The 14,245-nt window shown below is 44.9% G+C and carries 15 protein-coding genes and 1 riboswitch; of the genes, 8 read left to right on the top strand and 7 right to left on the bottom strand.

The window, feature by feature from the left end:
• Positions 1-4: 4 nt before the first annotated feature.
• Entirely contained in the window at positions 5-685 is a 681-nt protein-coding gene (locus tag VKA52_RS01200) for a class I SAM-dependent methyltransferase (RefSeq protein ID WP_326313914.1), read from the bottom strand.
• Between the two features lie 170 nt (positions 686-855).
• Positions 856-1,029, top strand: a riboswitch (cobalamin riboswitch).
• Between the two features lie 157 nt (positions 1,030-1,186).
• Between VKA52_RS01200 and VKA52_RS01195 the strand changes: the two genes are divergently transcribed.
• From VKA52_RS01195 to VKA52_RS01175, 5 genes are all read left to right on the top strand, one after another.
• Positions 1,187-3,400, top strand: coding sequence for a ribonucleoside-diphosphate reductase subunit alpha (locus VKA52_RS01195; protein ID WP_326313913.1), 2,214 nt, complete (start codon positions 1,187-1,189; stop codon positions 3,398-3,400).
• 16 nt (positions 3,401-3,416) lie between these two features.
• Complete coding sequence (locus tag VKA52_RS01190) at positions 3,417-4,457, top strand: ribonucleotide-diphosphate reductase subunit beta (RefSeq protein WP_326313912.1); 1,041 nt, start codon at positions 3,417-3,419, stop codon at positions 4,455-4,457.
• A gap of 215 nt (positions 4,458-4,672) precedes the next feature.
• Positions 4,673-5,014 (top strand): P-II family nitrogen regulator, encoded by a 342-nt coding sequence (locus tag VKA52_RS01185; RefSeq protein WP_160916595.1) that lies wholly within the window; start codon positions 4,673-4,675, stop codon positions 5,012-5,014.
• A 29-nt stretch (positions 5,015-5,043) separates the two neighbouring features.
• On the top strand, positions 5,044-6,453 hold the full coding sequence (locus tag VKA52_RS01180) for an ammonium transporter (protein WP_160916597.1): 1,410 nt from the start codon (positions 5,044-5,046) through the stop codon (positions 6,451-6,453).
• A gap of 215 nt (positions 6,454-6,668) precedes the next feature.
• The gene (locus VKA52_RS01175) at positions 6,669-6,764 is read left to right on the top strand and encodes a putative holin-like toxin (RefSeq protein ID WP_075037849.1); all 96 of its coding nucleotides are present in this window, start codon (positions 6,669-6,671) and stop codon (positions 6,762-6,764) included.
• A gap of 194 nt (positions 6,765-6,958) precedes the next feature.
• Here VKA52_RS01175 and VKA52_RS01170 read toward each other — a convergent pair whose 3' ends face one another.
• Positions 6,959-7,915: a YndJ family transporter gene (locus VKA52_RS01170; RefSeq protein WP_326313911.1), complete on the bottom strand. Its 957-nt coding sequence runs from the start codon at positions 7,913-7,915 to the stop codon at positions 6,959-6,961.
• A gap of 169 nt (positions 7,916-8,084) precedes the next feature.
• On the opposite strand from VKA52_RS01170, the gene VKA52_RS01165 reads away from it, so the two are divergent.
• Together VKA52_RS01165 and VKA52_RS01160 are read left to right on the top strand one after the other, a co-directional pair.
• Positions 8,085-8,651 carry a sigma-70 family RNA polymerase sigma factor gene (locus VKA52_RS01165; RefSeq protein WP_326313910.1) on the top strand — a complete coding sequence of 189 codons (567 nt, stop codon included), beginning with the start codon at positions 8,085-8,087 and terminating at the stop codon, positions 8,649-8,651.
• Positions 8,644-9,288, top strand: a complete 645-nt coding sequence (locus VKA52_RS01160; RefSeq protein WP_326313909.1) for a hypothetical protein — start codon at positions 8,644-8,646, stop codon at positions 9,286-9,288. The genes VKA52_RS01165 and VKA52_RS01160 overlap by 8 nt, the downstream gene beginning before the upstream one ends.
• A gap of 69 nt (positions 9,289-9,357) precedes the next feature.
• Here the strand turns inward: VKA52_RS01160 and VKA52_RS01155 are convergent, their stop codons facing one another.
• The 4 genes from VKA52_RS01155 to VKA52_RS01140 all read right to left on the bottom strand — a co-directional run bounded on the left by VKA52_RS01155 (position 9,358) and on the right by VKA52_RS01140 (position 13,309).
• Positions 9,358-9,993 (bottom strand): uracil-DNA glycosylase, encoded by a 636-nt coding sequence (locus VKA52_RS01155; protein ID WP_326313908.1) that lies wholly within the window; start codon positions 9,991-9,993, stop codon positions 9,358-9,360.
• Between the two features lie 98 nt (positions 9,994-10,091).
• Positions 10,092-11,078 carry a sodium:calcium antiporter gene (locus VKA52_RS01150; protein WP_326313907.1) on the bottom strand — a complete coding sequence of 329 codons (987 nt, stop codon included), beginning with the start codon at positions 11,076-11,078 and terminating at the stop codon, positions 10,092-10,094.
• Between the two features lie 149 nt (positions 11,079-11,227).
• Positions 11,228-12,739: a phytoene desaturase family protein gene (locus tag VKA52_RS01145; protein ID WP_160916608.1), complete on the bottom strand. Its 1,512-nt coding sequence runs from the start codon at positions 12,737-12,739 to the stop codon at positions 11,228-11,230.
• 12 nt (positions 12,740-12,751) lie between these two features.
• Positions 12,752-13,309 carry a methyltransferase family protein gene (locus tag VKA52_RS01140; protein ID WP_326313906.1) on the bottom strand — a complete coding sequence of 186 codons (558 nt, stop codon included), beginning with the start codon at positions 13,307-13,309 and terminating at the stop codon, positions 12,752-12,754.
• 157 nt (positions 13,310-13,466) lie between these two features.
• Between VKA52_RS01140 and VKA52_RS01135 the strand changes: the two genes are divergently transcribed.
• The gene (locus VKA52_RS01135; protein ID WP_326313905.1) at positions 13,467-13,625 is read left to right on the top strand and encodes a hypothetical protein; all 159 of its coding nucleotides are present in this window, start codon (positions 13,467-13,469) and stop codon (positions 13,623-13,625) included.
• Here VKA52_RS01135 and VKA52_RS01130 read toward each other — a convergent pair.
• Positions 13,622-13,843 carry a hypothetical protein gene (locus tag VKA52_RS01130; protein ID WP_160916614.1) on the bottom strand — a complete coding sequence of 74 codons (222 nt, stop codon included), beginning with the start codon at positions 13,841-13,843 and terminating at the stop codon, positions 13,622-13,624. The genes VKA52_RS01135 and VKA52_RS01130 overlap by 4 nt on opposite strands.
• Between the last annotated feature and the right edge of the window lie 402 nt (positions 13,844-14,245).

Here is a 14,245-nt window from a genome sequence, read left to right as displayed (position 1 = left end):
TTGTTTATTTTTTTTCGAAGATAAAGATCCACATGAAGGTTAAGGCTTGTTTTAATTCTTCATCCAGATCGGCGATGTGATGGTCTTCCACCCCTCGTTTGTACACCCCCTGGCCCTCTACATGCGTCCATCCAGTCTCTTCTGCCATTTTTTGAAGTTCCCATGGCATCATCGTATTGCAAATGACCTCTTCTCCGTACACTCTCCGATAACTATTGATGCGCGGCATCGCTGTAGGTCCGAGTAAACCGATACACAAACGGCCACCCGGTCTTAAAATCCGCTTCATCTCTTCCAGACCTTTATAAGGGACTTCCGTCCATTCCAGTGAATTGATCGCCATCGCCGCATCAAAAGAGTGATCCTCAAACGGAAGATTTGTCAGGTCACCTTGGACAAATGAAATCCGCTCATCATTCACTCGTTCATTCGCTCGTCTCACCATGTCCTCTGACAAATCAAGACCCGTAACATCAAAGCCAGCTTTGTAAAGGAGATAGGAGCCATAACCATCGCCGCATCCGAGATCAGCGATTTGCCCCTTAGTTACATGCTTGGTCAAAAAAGGAACGATTGTACACCTGCTTCCACCGTCCCACATCTCCCGACTTTTTGAATTCCACATTTCTGCACGATCGTTCCATTGCTTCTCCGCTTCTTTATGCCAATTAAATGTTTGTGCCACACCATCATCCCTTTCAAAAATATTTCCTACCCTCCATTATAGCGGATCATAAAAGAGATGATAGCTCTATTCTTGTCGAAGCTCGATAAAAAAGAGTTGCATGTTCCTTTTTTCAGCGTTATGATAGAAACACAATATAAGCTAATTAAAAATTTAAAAAACACTATATATAGTATCTACGAATAGAAGATGCCACTAGGCTTAATAGGGAATCCGGTTAGAATCCGGAGCTGCCCCCGCAACTGTCATCACTCGCGAAATGGACATTCCACTGTGCTTTGCACGGGAAGGACCTGAGTAAGATCGAGTGTCAGCCAGGAGACCTGTCTTCGTTCGTCGCAGTTTCAACTTCTTCGGGGATTGAGAAGATGAAGCGATGGAACGGAGGCTCTCTTGTCTTCTCTTCGTTTCATGGTTTCATCCGCTCAATTTTCGTTGAGCGGATTTTTTTATTTTTCCGTGTCCTGATTTCAATGAACCATTTTCAAGGAGTGAAAAAGAATGGAAACCATAACAAGAAACACGTGCTGGCAAGAGAGAGTTCAACAATGGGAAGAAGAATTCCCGCACTTACATGTACAACGACTCATTGAAAAGTCCCCCACACTCAAAAATGATAAACACGCATTCATCCTGGAATGTCTGGCGGAGATCGATGAAACGAGCCCTGACTGGACATATGTAGCGAGTCGCATCTACCTGGAAGATATGTATGAAAAGTCCGCTCACAATCGATCCACATCCGAACCTTATAAGGACTTCTACGGGCTGATTCAAACATTGACCGAAAAGAACATTTACAGCAGGAATCTTCTTACATATTACACAAAAAAGGATATAGAAGAATTGGCAGACACGATCGTACCTGATCGCGATCATCTCTTCACATACATTGGTTTGAAGACGTTAAGTGACCGGTACCTTGCGAAAAGTAAAGCGAAAGAAGTGTATGAACTCCCGCAAGAACGTTTCATGATCATCGCTATGGTGTTGATGGCAGAAGAAAAAGCATCCAAGCGCCTTCCTCTCGTTAAAGAAGCGTATTGGGCGCTGAGTCATTTGTATATGACAGTCGCCACTCCTACTCTTGCCAATGCAGGAAAGCGGTACGGACAGCTGAGCTCCTGTTTCATAGATACCATCGATGATTCCTTACAGTCTATCTATGACACCAATACCGACATCGCGAACTTAAGTAAGCACGGCGGGGGCATCGGGGTTTACTTAGGGAAAATCAGAAGCCGTGGAAGTGACATCCGTGGATTTAAAGGCGTCTCATCAGGAATTCTCCCATGGATGAAACAACTGAACAATACGGCTGTCAGCGTGGACCAATTGGGTCAGCGTCAAGGTGCGGTCGCTGTATATTTAGATGTCTGGCACAAAGATATCTTCCCTTTTCTCGACAGCCGGTTGAATAACGGGGATGAGCGCCAGCGAACGCATGACCTTTTCACAGGAGTTTCCATCCCCGACCTCTTTATGGAGGCCGTTGAAAATCGTGAAGACTGGTACTTGTTCGATCCTCATGAAGTTCGCGCCATCATGGGCTATTCGCTGGAAGACTCCTTTGATGAAAAAAAGGGGGATGGATCTTTCAGGGAGAAATACGCCGCTTGCGTCGCCCATCCAAACCTTTCCAAAGAGAAAGTTCCGGCCATTGAAATCATGAAGCGCATCATGATTGGTCAGCTTGAAACAGGCACGCCCTATATGTTTTACAGGGATGAAGTCAACCGTATGAACCCGAACGGTCACGCAGGTATGGTCTATTGCAGCAATCTTTGTACAGAGATCACTCAGAACCAGAAGCCGACCATTCAGGATGAACAATACGTAGAAGGCGGTAAAATCATTTCAGTGAAGACTCCAGGAGATTTTGTCGTCTGTAACCTGTCGAGCATCAACCTTGGGCGTGCCGTCACAAGCGGTGTACTGAAGCGCTTGATCGCCATACAAGTTCGTATGCTCGATAATGTCATCGACCGTAATACCATCCCGGTTCTACAAGCACAGCTTACCAATCAATCTTACCGCGGTGTCGGGCTTGGCACCTTTGGATGGGCCCACCTTCTTGCCAAGAAGAAGATTGCCTGGGAATCCGAGGAAGCACTCAACTATACACAGGAAGTGTATGAAGCTGTTGCCTATCATGCCATCGAAGCAAGCGCTGATTTGGCTGCCGAAAAAGGAAGCTATCCTCTATTCGAAGGATCCGACTGGCAGACAGGGGATTTTTTCATTAAACGAACGTTTGACCAAGAAGGGACATGGAACTGGAAAGCCTTGCAGGATAAGGTCTCCAAGAATGGAATGCGGAATGGATACTTGATGGCGGTTGCACCAAACTCCAGCACGTCTCTCATTGCAGGGAGCACAGCTAGCATCGACCCGGTCTTCAAAAAGTTTTATTCCGAAGAGAAAAAAGATTATAAAATCCCTGTCACCGCCCCTGACTTGTCTCATGAAACTTATGGATACTATCCATCCGCCTATGATGTTGACCAACATGCATCGATCAGACAGAACAGCATTAGACAGAAATATATCGATCAATCCGTCTCCTTCAACCTCTATGTGCGCAACAACATTCAGGCGAAAGAGCTGCTGGATTTGCATTTGTCAGCATGGAAACACGGATTGAAAACAACCTATTATACGCGGTCAACATCCAGCCAGGGAGAATTTGATGATTGTGAAGTCTGCTCATCATAAAAGGAGGAAAATCACCATGACGGCATCGCTACAAAAAAGAAAACTCGTCGATTACGAAGCACCAAACGCCTCTACCGGGGTGATCAACGGAAAAAGCTCGAACATATTGAATTGGGATGACACCCGCTATTCATGGGCTTATCCGATGTATAAGACCATGCTTTCAAACTTTTGGATCCCCAATGAAATCAACATGAGCAATGACCTGAAGCAGTGGCCTGCGCTCTCAGAGCAGGAACAGACGGCATTCAAAAAAATCATCGGACTGCTCGCTTTCCTGGATTCCATACAAACGGATTATTCAGGGAAAATCGCGGACTATTTGACCGACTCAAGTCTATCAGCCTTAATGCAAGTGCTCGCCTTTCAGGAAGTTGTCCATAACCAGTCTTATTCTTACGTTCTGTCTACGCTCGTCGATCAAGGAGAACAGGAGAAGATTTTTGATTACTGGAAGCATGATGAAGTGCTGAAAGAACGGAATACTTTTATTACCGATGGATATCAGACCTTCGCTGATGATCCTTCCGTGGACAGCTTCCTGAAGTCCATCGTATATGATGTCGTTCTTGAGGGCCTCTTCTTCTATGCCGGTTTCGCCTTCTTCTATAATCTAGCGAGGAATCAGAAGATGGTCTCCACGAGCACGATGATCAACTACATCAACCGTGATGAACAAATCCATGTCAGCTTGTTTGGTCATATCTTTAACGAAACATTAAACGAAAACCCAGAGTTGGATCACGACCACTACCGGACATTCGTGACCGATACGTTCCAACAGGCGGCTGATTTAGAAATCAAATGGGCACGTCACCTGATCGGAAATCAATTTCCGGGTATTCCGCTTCAGGATCTGGAGGACTATATTCGTTACATTGCCAACAAACGATGCAGGCTCCTCGGAGCAGAAAAACCGTTCCCTACTTATACAGAAAATCCATTGAAATGGATCCGGGCTTACCAGGAGGTCGATGAAGGAAAGTCCGACTTCTTCGAACAAAAATCACGGCAATATACTAAAGTATCCGAAACCAACGGCTTCGACGACCTATAATATAATCATTTACCAACTTTCACCCGACCAGGTCATCCATATTCTGGATGACCTGGTCTTCCTTTTTATCCAAGTAAGCGCTTTTATGTCAACTTTTCTTACATAACGCCAAAAAGTGTATTGATTTTTCAGAATATTTATTTTATAGTTAGATTTAATTACTTACTCATTGTGTGAGGAAACCTTACACAATGGTAAAAAGGAGGACTATAGTCATGAAAAAGGTAGAGGCAATCATCCGTCCAGAAGCTTTTCAAGATTTGAGGCAGAGCCTGGATGAGCTGGGTGTGAAAGGACTGACGGTTTCTGAGGTTGCCGGGTGCGGCCAACAAAAAGGCCAGGAAGGAATCTTCAGAGGCAGCCGTTTTGAAATTAAACTTTATCCAAAGGTGAAGGTGGAAATGGTCGTCGAGAACAACGAACTAGGAGCGGTCATTGATGTGATCATCAATACATGCGCGACAGATGAAGTTGGCGACGGAAAGATCTTCGTTTCTACAATTGATGAAGTGTTCCGCATCCGAACAGGAGAAACCGGCAAGCAGGCACTTATCTAATACTTTATTTCGAAAGGAAGAATTCATTTATGAAAAAAATTGTTCCTCTGTTCTTATTCGCTCTTCTTGGATTTCCGATTATTGCAAGTGCTGAAACAGCGGTATCTGCTGAAGCCGTTCTGCAATCCGTCGACATGGTTTGGATCATGATTGCCGCTTTCTTAGTATTCTTCATGCACGCAGGCTTTGCCATGGTCGAATCCGGATTCACCCGTTCAAAGAATGCCCTCAACATCCTTATGAAGAACTTCATGACGATGTCTATCGCCGCTGTCCTTTATTTTGTCGTTGGTTTTGGTATTATGTTCGGTACTTCCGGTGGGGGAATGATCGGAATGGACGGGTTTTTCCTAAGCGGTCAAGAAGACCAGATCGGTTTCTTCGTGTTTCAAGCGGTATTCGCAGCCACTTGCGCAACCATCATTTCCGGTGCTGTTGCAGAACGGATGAAACTAGGCTCCTACCTTCTACTCACGGTGGTTATGACAGGCTTCATTTACCCTGTCGTAGGACATTGGGTTTGGGGTGGCGGATGGCTTTCCGAGCTCGGATTTGTTGATTTTGCCGGTTCCACAGTGGTTCACTTAACAGGTGCGCTTGGGGCGATCGTCACCGTGATGTTCTTAGGACCCCGCCTTGGTAAATACAGTGGCAAGAAAGTAAACGTCATTCCCGGGCATAACATTCCATTAGGGGCTCTCGGTGTCTTCATCCTATGGTTTGGCTGGTTCGGATTTAACGGCGGAAGTACACTGGCTGCCGATCCATCTCTGGTCCCTTCTGTCATTGCAACCACCCTGCTGTCAGCATCCGCAGGAATCATCAGCTCCGCCTTCTATTCCTATGCAAAGTTCAAACGTATAGATGCCTCTCTTACGTTGAATGGTGCGCTTGCAGGATTAGTAGGGATCACAGCAGGAACAGCCAATGTTTCCTTAGTTGGAGCTCTGGCCATTGGTTTGATTGCCGGTATTATTTTAGTAGAGGCGGTTCAGTTTCTTGATCGAGTCGTCCGAATTGACGATCCAGTCGGAGCTATCGCTGTTCACGGCATTTGCGGCATTTGGGGTACGATTGCCGTCGGTCTTTTCGCTGTTGAAGGTGGTCTTTTCTACGGAGGTGGCGCAGGACTACTAGGCATTCAGGCGATCGGTGTCCTATCTGTCATTGCCTGGACGATGCTGACAACAGCAGCTGTTGTCTTCATTGTAAAAAGTACAGTCGGCATCCGCGTGTCAAGACAAGAGGAAATATCCGGTCTCGACTTCTCCGAGCACGGGTCTCAAGCCTACGAAACAAGCCGTGGAATTTTCAACGAGAACATCAACCCAAGCACAGACGGCGATTTCGGTGTCGGATTACTCCATAGACTCGACGGGTTGAATTCTGAATCTAAAACAAAAACACAAACCCCCGCAGAGACAAAAACAGCACAGTAAAACCAATCACAGATTCACCTTGGTCCCCCTATTATTCCAAGGTCAATCATATAAAAAAACTCCGGTTCCCCCTAAGGTGAGCCGGAGTTTTTAGTTCCTTCTGGCTATTTTGCGAACACACGTTCTTATTTTTCGCAAAATATGGTATCCTTGTAGATAGATACCGTTCTCTATTTCAAGATAAAGACTGTGGTAGAAAGGGTGTGAGGCCATCGATGAGCACATATGAATCTCTTATGATCATGTTAGCGTTCGGAACGTTCATCATTACGCTCCTTGCGCTCATCATAAAAATGAACAATAAAAAATAGACCTCCACACGTAACGGAGGTCAAAAATTCATGTTATGCGAACGGTATCCTGGCGACAGTTGCAGCTGTCGCCGTTTCACTTTTATTATAGCATAAATCCGTAATAACTGAAGAGGAAGCTTCAGCTCTTCTTCCTAGCACCACAGACAAACATCGACAGGATAACCGAAGTTCCACGTGAAACATTTTCCATCCTATCCATCACTCTCAGGCATCATTCTCCGAGGTTTATTTACACCCCTCCACGCAAAAACGATCAGCCATGAAAAGAGTAAGGCAGAAAAGAAACCATATGGCGGAATGGTCGCAAGCATCCCGACACTACTCAAACGCCCAATACTTAATCCCTTCCACAACGCACTACCAACAATACTGAATCCCATAAGGCTCGTTAGTATCAACGCTGTCTGTACCCACGGCTTGAATTCAACCGATAACCAGAACCACCAAAGGCACATCCAAATGAGCAGCACCGAAAAGATGGCTACGGAAAGAATGATGGCTTCCGTTCCGTACAAGAGGCTGAAGAAACCAATCACCGGACTGACGAGAACCATGATCACTAAAAAGCGGTAAGGACGATCGACTTTTTTTCTTGGCTTAACCGCCATCTCTTTTCGATACCGGCCAAAGAATCCAGTGATTACCGCCAATAAAAAAGCGACTCCATGAAAAAACAAAGCTAAAACAATCCATTCCCGTGTCGAGAGTGAACCGAAATTCTTAATAGGAAGACGGGAGATGAAAAGGAAAAGGCCAGCGAATGCTAAATATAGAAATCCAACATCAATGCTCAGCTCTTCCACCTTTGCCCCTTGCCGCAGCCGAAAGCGCCAAACCCCTCCCACTGCCACGGATAATGTGTATAAGAACCATATCAACCCCCAGGCTGCTGCTTCCCATCCAGCCTGCGTGGATAATGACAAGACGCCAGCTATGGAAAATGGGAGTAAACAGACCAGACACTGCCACAACCAATGTTCTGCACGATTTCCCCTGGACTCTTTGACTGCTTCTTCAAGCAAAAGTGGAATAAGGATAAATAAACTGAAACCGATCGAAAATTCCAGCCACTCAACAGAAAAGGAAAACTTCCATATCAGCCATAAGAAAAACCCCGCAACAGCTAGCCAACGTCCAGGTCTTTGCATTCCAAACCCCTCCGATAATGGGAGAGGACCGCATACACCTACGACCCTCCCCTCTTTTTTAAAAAGGAAAACGGTGATGTCTATCGAATACATAGATAAGATCATAAGAAATGAAACCAACCAAAACTTATTCTCGGGGAGTGTCGTCTAACAGATGAGGTGGGAAAAATTGATACGGAACCAACGCTCACAATCTACATATGAACCCGAAGAACATGGTGAGGAACGCCTGGAAGAATGGATTCAAGAATACGGCCATGATTTAAAATGGCTCGCTTATTCGTATGTAAAAGATTATGCAATCGCAGAAGATATCACTCAAGAAACATTTATTAAAGCATACCAGAAATATGCCACTTTCAAAAAAGAATCAACCATCAAAACCTGGTTGTACAAGATCACTATTAACTTGTGTAAAGATCATTTGAAAAGTTCCTACATGAAGAGGGTTGTCAAAAAAGGCACGGATCTTTTCCGCTCCATCCCTTCAACAAAGGAGACGCCGGAAGAATTTGTGCTGCAGCAGGATGAGGATGAAATCCTGCTGGCACACGTGCTGAAACTTGAAGATAAATACAGAGAAATTATCATTTTATATTACTTTGAAGAGTTCGACACCAATGAATTGGCTAACGTGCTGAATACAAGTCCTAACACAGTAAAGACTCGTTTAAGGCGCGCACGCCAACTACTGCAAGAACGGTTAACATCGGAAGGGAGTTCCCAGAGTGAGTGATTTGATTGATCGCAAATTAAAAAAAATGGATCAAAGCGTGAAGTATGATCAAGTCCCATTTGATAAAAGACATATGAAAAAAATGGTCTTGAAATCTTCTAAAAAAAAGCCAAAGAAACAACCACACAGAGGCGCGAAGACTCTACTCATCCCAACGGCAACCATTCTTCTGTTTACCGGCTGGCAGCTTTCACAAGACCAACAACCACCACAAACGGCTGGTTTATTGATGACTAAAGACACCATTCCCGAGCTGAAGACAGCAGCTGTAAAGGCTCCATCTACTTTTATAAAAGCCGACAACTCGCAAAAACATAAGACATCGATGATGGTCAGGGAAACGTACGTCATTCATGAGGACGAGCAATTTTTCCAAACAGCAAAGAGAGTCACACCCGAAGAGCTTGGAGAAGTAATTGGAACTATCAATCACAAAAACCCTGGCGAGGAGTCTGATGCACTAGACAGTGTGACCGCTTTTCTTCCCGAAACAAAGATTTACAGAATCAGAGGGGAAGAAGAAGGGCGAATCGCCATCCGAAGTTGGAGAAGTACAGGAGTAGGATCTGTAACCGCCAGTACACAAGGCTACTTTGTATTTGAAAAAGTTCAGATCAACCACAATAAAGAAAGCTGACCCCTTAGACGGAGAGCCCCCGTTAATGGCAGCTCTCCCCTTCATCAGAAATCCTAGTGATGGACACTATTACTCTCCCTCACGCTTCAAATAACCTTTCAATTGATCAAGGGACCGATAGATGTCTTCCTTGATTTTCGGATTATAAAAAACAGCAGCCGGATGGTAGAGAGGAACGACGGTATATTCATCCTCCGACATCCCATATCCCCCACCTTCCTCCTTCTGAACGGAAGTGGTGATCGCTTCACCAACGACATCACTAAGCTTTCCTTTGTTACCGGTCAACCGCTCATAAGCCACTCCCCCGAGAGCGATAATGATATCGGGTTTCATTTGTTCAATTTGGTAATCGAGCAGCTTAGCATGAGCATAGATTTCTTTTTGATTTGGTTTTCGGTTGGCTCTCCTTCTGCCACCCATCCCCTTTTTGTTCGTCTTCACCCACTTGTAGGGGCGGCTCCTCACTACACTGGTGATGTAAACATCTTCTCGGGACAAACCGAGGTAGTCGAGCTGTTTGTCCAGTTCGTCCCCCGCCCTCCCAATGAAGGGTTCCCCTTTCACCGCTTCGTTTTCACCAGGAGCTTCGCCGACAATCATGACCCTCCCACGATCGTCACCTTTTCCAAGAACGAAACCTTCGACATCATATGGTTCTATTCTCTTTTTCGCTTCATTCACTAAATGTTCAGGCCACTCCATCCTCTCACCCCCTTTTATTCCTCATCATCTTTTCCTCTTTCATTCGTTCAGAAATTGCCTGGTTGAAAATATATCCATTCTCTTTCGCGCCAACTCTATCATTTCATCTGAAACGCTAGATACGTAGTGACAAAATAGCTCACAATAATTAAAAAAGAAGGGATCAAGTAATTCCATGCGCGAACATTCTTACGTGTGATGCTGTAAATAATCAACAGAATGAACACGATGGATGTCACTCCTGTAACCATGTTTGCAGGAGAGGACTGCTGTAGAAGGTTTCCTTTTAAATAGATAAAATCTGTAATCGCAAGAATCATCAGGTTGAAAGCATTACTCCCAAGCAACGAGCTGATTCCAAGATTGAAATTCCTGAGTTTGAGGGCGGTTCCTACACTGACGGCATCCGGTAAAGACGTACTGATGGCTACCAAGAAGGCACCAATGAATGAAGCACCGATTCCTGTAATGACAGAAATCCGCTCAGCCGTAATGGTTAACACACTACCGATAACCATAATAAGAAAAGCATATAGAATAAAGCGCCAAAGGACATCTTTGTATGAATATTCTTTGTATCGTTCATTTTGCCGTTTCACTTTTCTACCTTGGTACTCTGTCCGGTCATTGATGAACTTCGAACCAATAAAGTAGAGAATCACAATGACAATGGATGTGTAACTTATGTGGAAAATATGGGTCGGAAGAGTCAAACTCAAACCGGCCATGACGATGAGTGTCATAAAAATCACAAGCCAGCCATACAACTTACTTTCCACCGTTGCATGTGTCAATATTTGATAGCGGCGGTAGACAATATCAAAAATCGCAAGCCCCATGATGTTGAACAGGTTGCTTCCGATTAAGTTTCCAACAGCCAGATCAGGACTGTCGATGACAATCGCCGTAACGCTTGAGGTCAGTTCAGGCAGCGATATGGCTATACCAATGATCGCGCCCATGAATGCGGAAGACGCTCTCGTTTTTTCTTTTACCGCATCCCCAAACACCGCAAGCCTTGAGGCTATGAAAAAGGTTAAAATTCCTGATATAAAAAATAGAGCAAAAATCATCCAGTCGCTCATATAAAAACTCCTTCAAATCAACTTCAATATGGCATTTTTCAACCATTCCCTTCCCTCCACACCCGTAAACAGTAAATGAATGGAACGCGACAAGTATTTCCCCTTCTCACACAGAAAGCTCAGCGCCTCGGCGGCACTGAGCTTTTGTTTTACTGGTGAACAGGTTCTGTCTCTCTCTCTTTAATTAAATCCGCGGTCAGCTGACCGGACAATGTTACCATTGGTACGCCTCCGCCCGGGTGGGTGGAGCCGCCGACAAAATAGAGCCCCTCATAAATTTGACTCTTGGAAGGTATTTTAAATCCACCATTAGACTTGCGGTCAGCCGCTATTCCATAAATAGATCCGCCATTCGGACCGTACAAAGCTTCGAGATCTTCAGGGGTAAAACGATACTCAAATTCAATCGAATCGCGCAGCCCTTCCATGCCCATGCGTTCTAACTTATCCAACACCGTTTCACGGTAAGCATCCCAGTCGATCGGTTTACGCTTCTTGTTTTCAAGCGGCGGGACGTGCGTCAGAACAAACAAGTTGTCTTTCCCTTCAGGCGCCTGCGTTTCATCAGACCTCGCAGAAATTCCGATATAAATCGTCGGGTCATCCGCCGGCTTGCCTTCCTCAAAAATTTGTTTGAATTCTTTTTCCGGGTCGTCAGAGAAAAGGAAGTTATGATGCTTCAAGTTCTCAAATTTGCGATCTGTACCCAGCAACAACACAAGCCCCGATACAGTCGGGTCGAATTTTTTCTCGAGCGCTTTTGTTTCTTTCTTCACCTTGGATGTTTGCGGGGCCAGCTTCCGGTAAGCCGGGATGACCTCAAGGTTCGAAATAACAACATCCGCTTCGTGAATCGTTCCTTCGGCCGTTTCTACACCAATGACACGATCACCATCCACCACCAATTGCTGGACCGGAGTATTCAGTTCCACATCGATACGCAGCTCTTCCATCAAACGCCCCATGCCTTCCGCAATTTTGTACATGCCGCCTTTTACATAATGTATACCAAGCCCAAGCTGAACATAAGCAAGCTGATTTAAAATAGCCGGTGTAGCATAAGGGTTGGAACCTACGTACATCACGAAATAATTGAACAGCTGTTCCAAATATTTGTTATCAAAGTGCTTGTGCGTCGCTTTCGCTACTGTATTCATTGGATCCATCTGGAATAATTCACTCAATTTATGATGCTTCTTCAAATCTTTTAAGTCTTCGATACTATATTTATAAAAACTCTTCATACATAGTTCATACATATCCTGACTGTAGGACAGGAAATCTGTCAACTTTCGGTTCGGCCGTTCGGTGACCTTGGCCATCTCCTCCAGCATATTAGGTAGATCGCTTGTGACATCAAGTTGTGTACCATCTTCAAAAAAGGTACGCCATTGCGGTTCAACCCGCTCTACAGTGATGTAGTCCTCAAGACGACGGTGCACACTTTCAAAAAGCTGTTCAAGAACCCAGGGCATCGTCAATATCGAAGGTCCCGTATCAAACGTGAACCCTTTCCCTTCCCTGCGGTTCAGCTTCCCACCTATGTTGCTGTTTTTTTCAATGATCTTTACGTCATATCCATCCGCTGACAATCGAATTGCTGCTGACATACCACCTAAACCTGCTCCCACTACAACCGCTGTTTTCTTTTTCAAAACCATCCACCTCCAAAATTAGTAAACAAAAGGAATCAGCCGGTACCTAGTACGGCGCCATTCCCTGTACCTGTCTCCATGCTGCTCCACGAGCATCGCTTCTTCGAGCTTAATTCTATGTAGTAATGCGATCGTCATGAAAATTCCACTGATGAGTGCAGCATACAGGTTGCCGAGTCCTGAACAAAACCCGATAATGATGAATAAAAGCCCTGTATAAAGAGGGTGTCTGAGTAAACGATATGGACCACTGCTTACAAGGCGGTCCCCTTCCTGAACAGAGACGTTTCGGGTAAATTGATCTTTCAGATGAAGAATCCCCCAATACCTCAGACCCACTCCAAAGGCATAGAACACCAACCCCATCCACCAGATACCACGATGATAGAAAATTCCAATGTTCCATTCCTGCATAAAAAGCGAAAACGCGAGCGTCACGACCACGGTCGCGAGGATCAGCAGAAAAGAACGGCGTTCATAAGAACCACTTCCTCCTGACCGATCATTTCTGAAGATAAAAAACTCTGCCAGCCAAAAGGTTGTCACTACTAAAAATAATCCGTCAAACAGGGTCATGGAGCACCCATCCTCTCTGGATACTATCTTCCATTCTTCCCTTTACAGCCTGCATATAAACCGCGGCTCCCTACTCATTTTCATCCATTCCACCCCTCGCATATTTGTTCCATTTCCATTACAATAGCAACAATAATAAAGAAAGGGGTTATAGACGTTGGACCTTTTTTATAGTGTTTTTATCATCTGCGCTGTCATCGCCACTTTCTTCGTGATTTTTAAAAAATTGACGAAGTCCACATATTGGACCATGGCGATTGTAGGCGCCCTATACATAACCATTCTATTATTCAGTTTTTTCTATGATTTACCTTAAAAATCCTTGTTTTGTTTATTGATCGCTTCCCGGATATGATAGAGTTCCGCATACATAGCCGTCGCATAAACACTGATGATACTCAAGAACATAGAAAGGACGAATACGGAACCATCAAGACCGAATCCCAGAACAGACGAAAAGCCGATGATGGCACCAATAATGACACCGATCCCTGTAAGAAAGATTATTTTTTGTAAAGTCACTGAATAAAACATCGTATCACCTCTTCCAAATTATCTATCTGTTACTATACCCATCAGAGGCCTCGGATACACGTCACCCCTCTCCTATTCTTCGTTACTAATATTCTGCTTTCCTGGCCAAAACCCTTTGTTTCCTACTAACAATTCGTGCTCCTTATAAAAAAAGTCCGGCTGCTTGAAAATGACAGCCGGACTCATATAAATAATTATTCCCCTTACACAAACGCCCCCTTTTCTTGAAGACTCAGTTTCGAGATGATTGTAAGGTTCTAGGGGCTCCGGGAAAAGGTTCGCTTTCCATGGGGCGGGCGGTGAGCCTCCTCAGGCTACGCCTTCCGGGGTCTCACCTGTCCCACACGTCCCATAGGAGTCTCACCGTTTCCCTCCGCCCCTTGACCTTTTAAGTGTCTCGAA

The organism is Halobacillus sp. HZG1, from assembly GCF_035818575.1.
GTDB classification, from domain to species: domain Bacteria; phylum Bacillota; class Bacilli; order Bacillales; family Halobacillaceae; genus Halobacillus; species Halobacillus litoralis.
Note: the sequence above shows the minus strand (reverse complement) of the source record. Positions and strands in the feature narration are given on the sequence as shown.

Bases quoted from the DNA above. Each gene is read 5' to 3' on its own strand.
- VKA52_RS01195 (WP_326313913.1), top strand. From the start codon at position 1,187: ATGGAAACCATAACAAGAAACACGTGCTGGCAAGAGAGAGTTCAACAA.
- VKA52_RS01190 (WP_326313912.1), top strand. From the start codon at position 3,417: ATGACGGCATCGCTACAAAAAAGAAAACTCGTCGATTACGAAGCACCA.
- VKA52_RS01185 (WP_160916595.1), top strand. From the start codon at position 4,673: ATGAAAAAGGTAGAGGCAATCATCCGTCCAGAAGCTTTTCAAGATTTG.
- VKA52_RS01180 (WP_160916597.1), top strand. From the start codon at position 5,044: ATGAAAAAAATTGTTCCTCTGTTCTTATTCGCTCTTCTTGGATTTCCG.
- VKA52_RS01175 (WP_075037849.1), top strand. From the start codon at position 6,669: ATGAGCACATATGAATCTCTTATGATCATGTTAGCGTTCGGAACGTTC.
- VKA52_RS01170 (WP_326313911.1), bottom strand. From the start codon at position 7,915: ATGCAAAGACCTGGACGTTGGCTAGCTGTTGCGGGGTTTTTCTTATGG.
- VKA52_RS01155 (WP_326313908.1), bottom strand. From the start codon at position 9,993: ATGGAGTGGCCTGAACATTTAGTGAATGAAGCGAAAAAGAGAATAGAA.
- VKA52_RS01150 (WP_326313907.1), bottom strand. From the start codon at position 11,078: ATGAGCGACTGGATGATTTTTGCTCTATTTTTTATATCAGGAATTTTA.
- VKA52_RS01145 (WP_160916608.1), bottom strand. From the start codon at position 12,739: ATGGTTTTGAAAAAGAAAACAGCGGTTGTAGTGGGAGCAGGTTTAGGT.
- VKA52_RS01140 (WP_326313906.1), bottom strand. From the start codon at position 13,309: ATGACCCTGTTTGACGGATTATTTTTAGTAGTGACAACCTTTTGGCTG.
- VKA52_RS01130 (WP_160916614.1), bottom strand. From the start codon at position 13,843: ATGTTTTATTCAGTGACTTTACAAAAAATAATCTTTCTTACAGGGATC.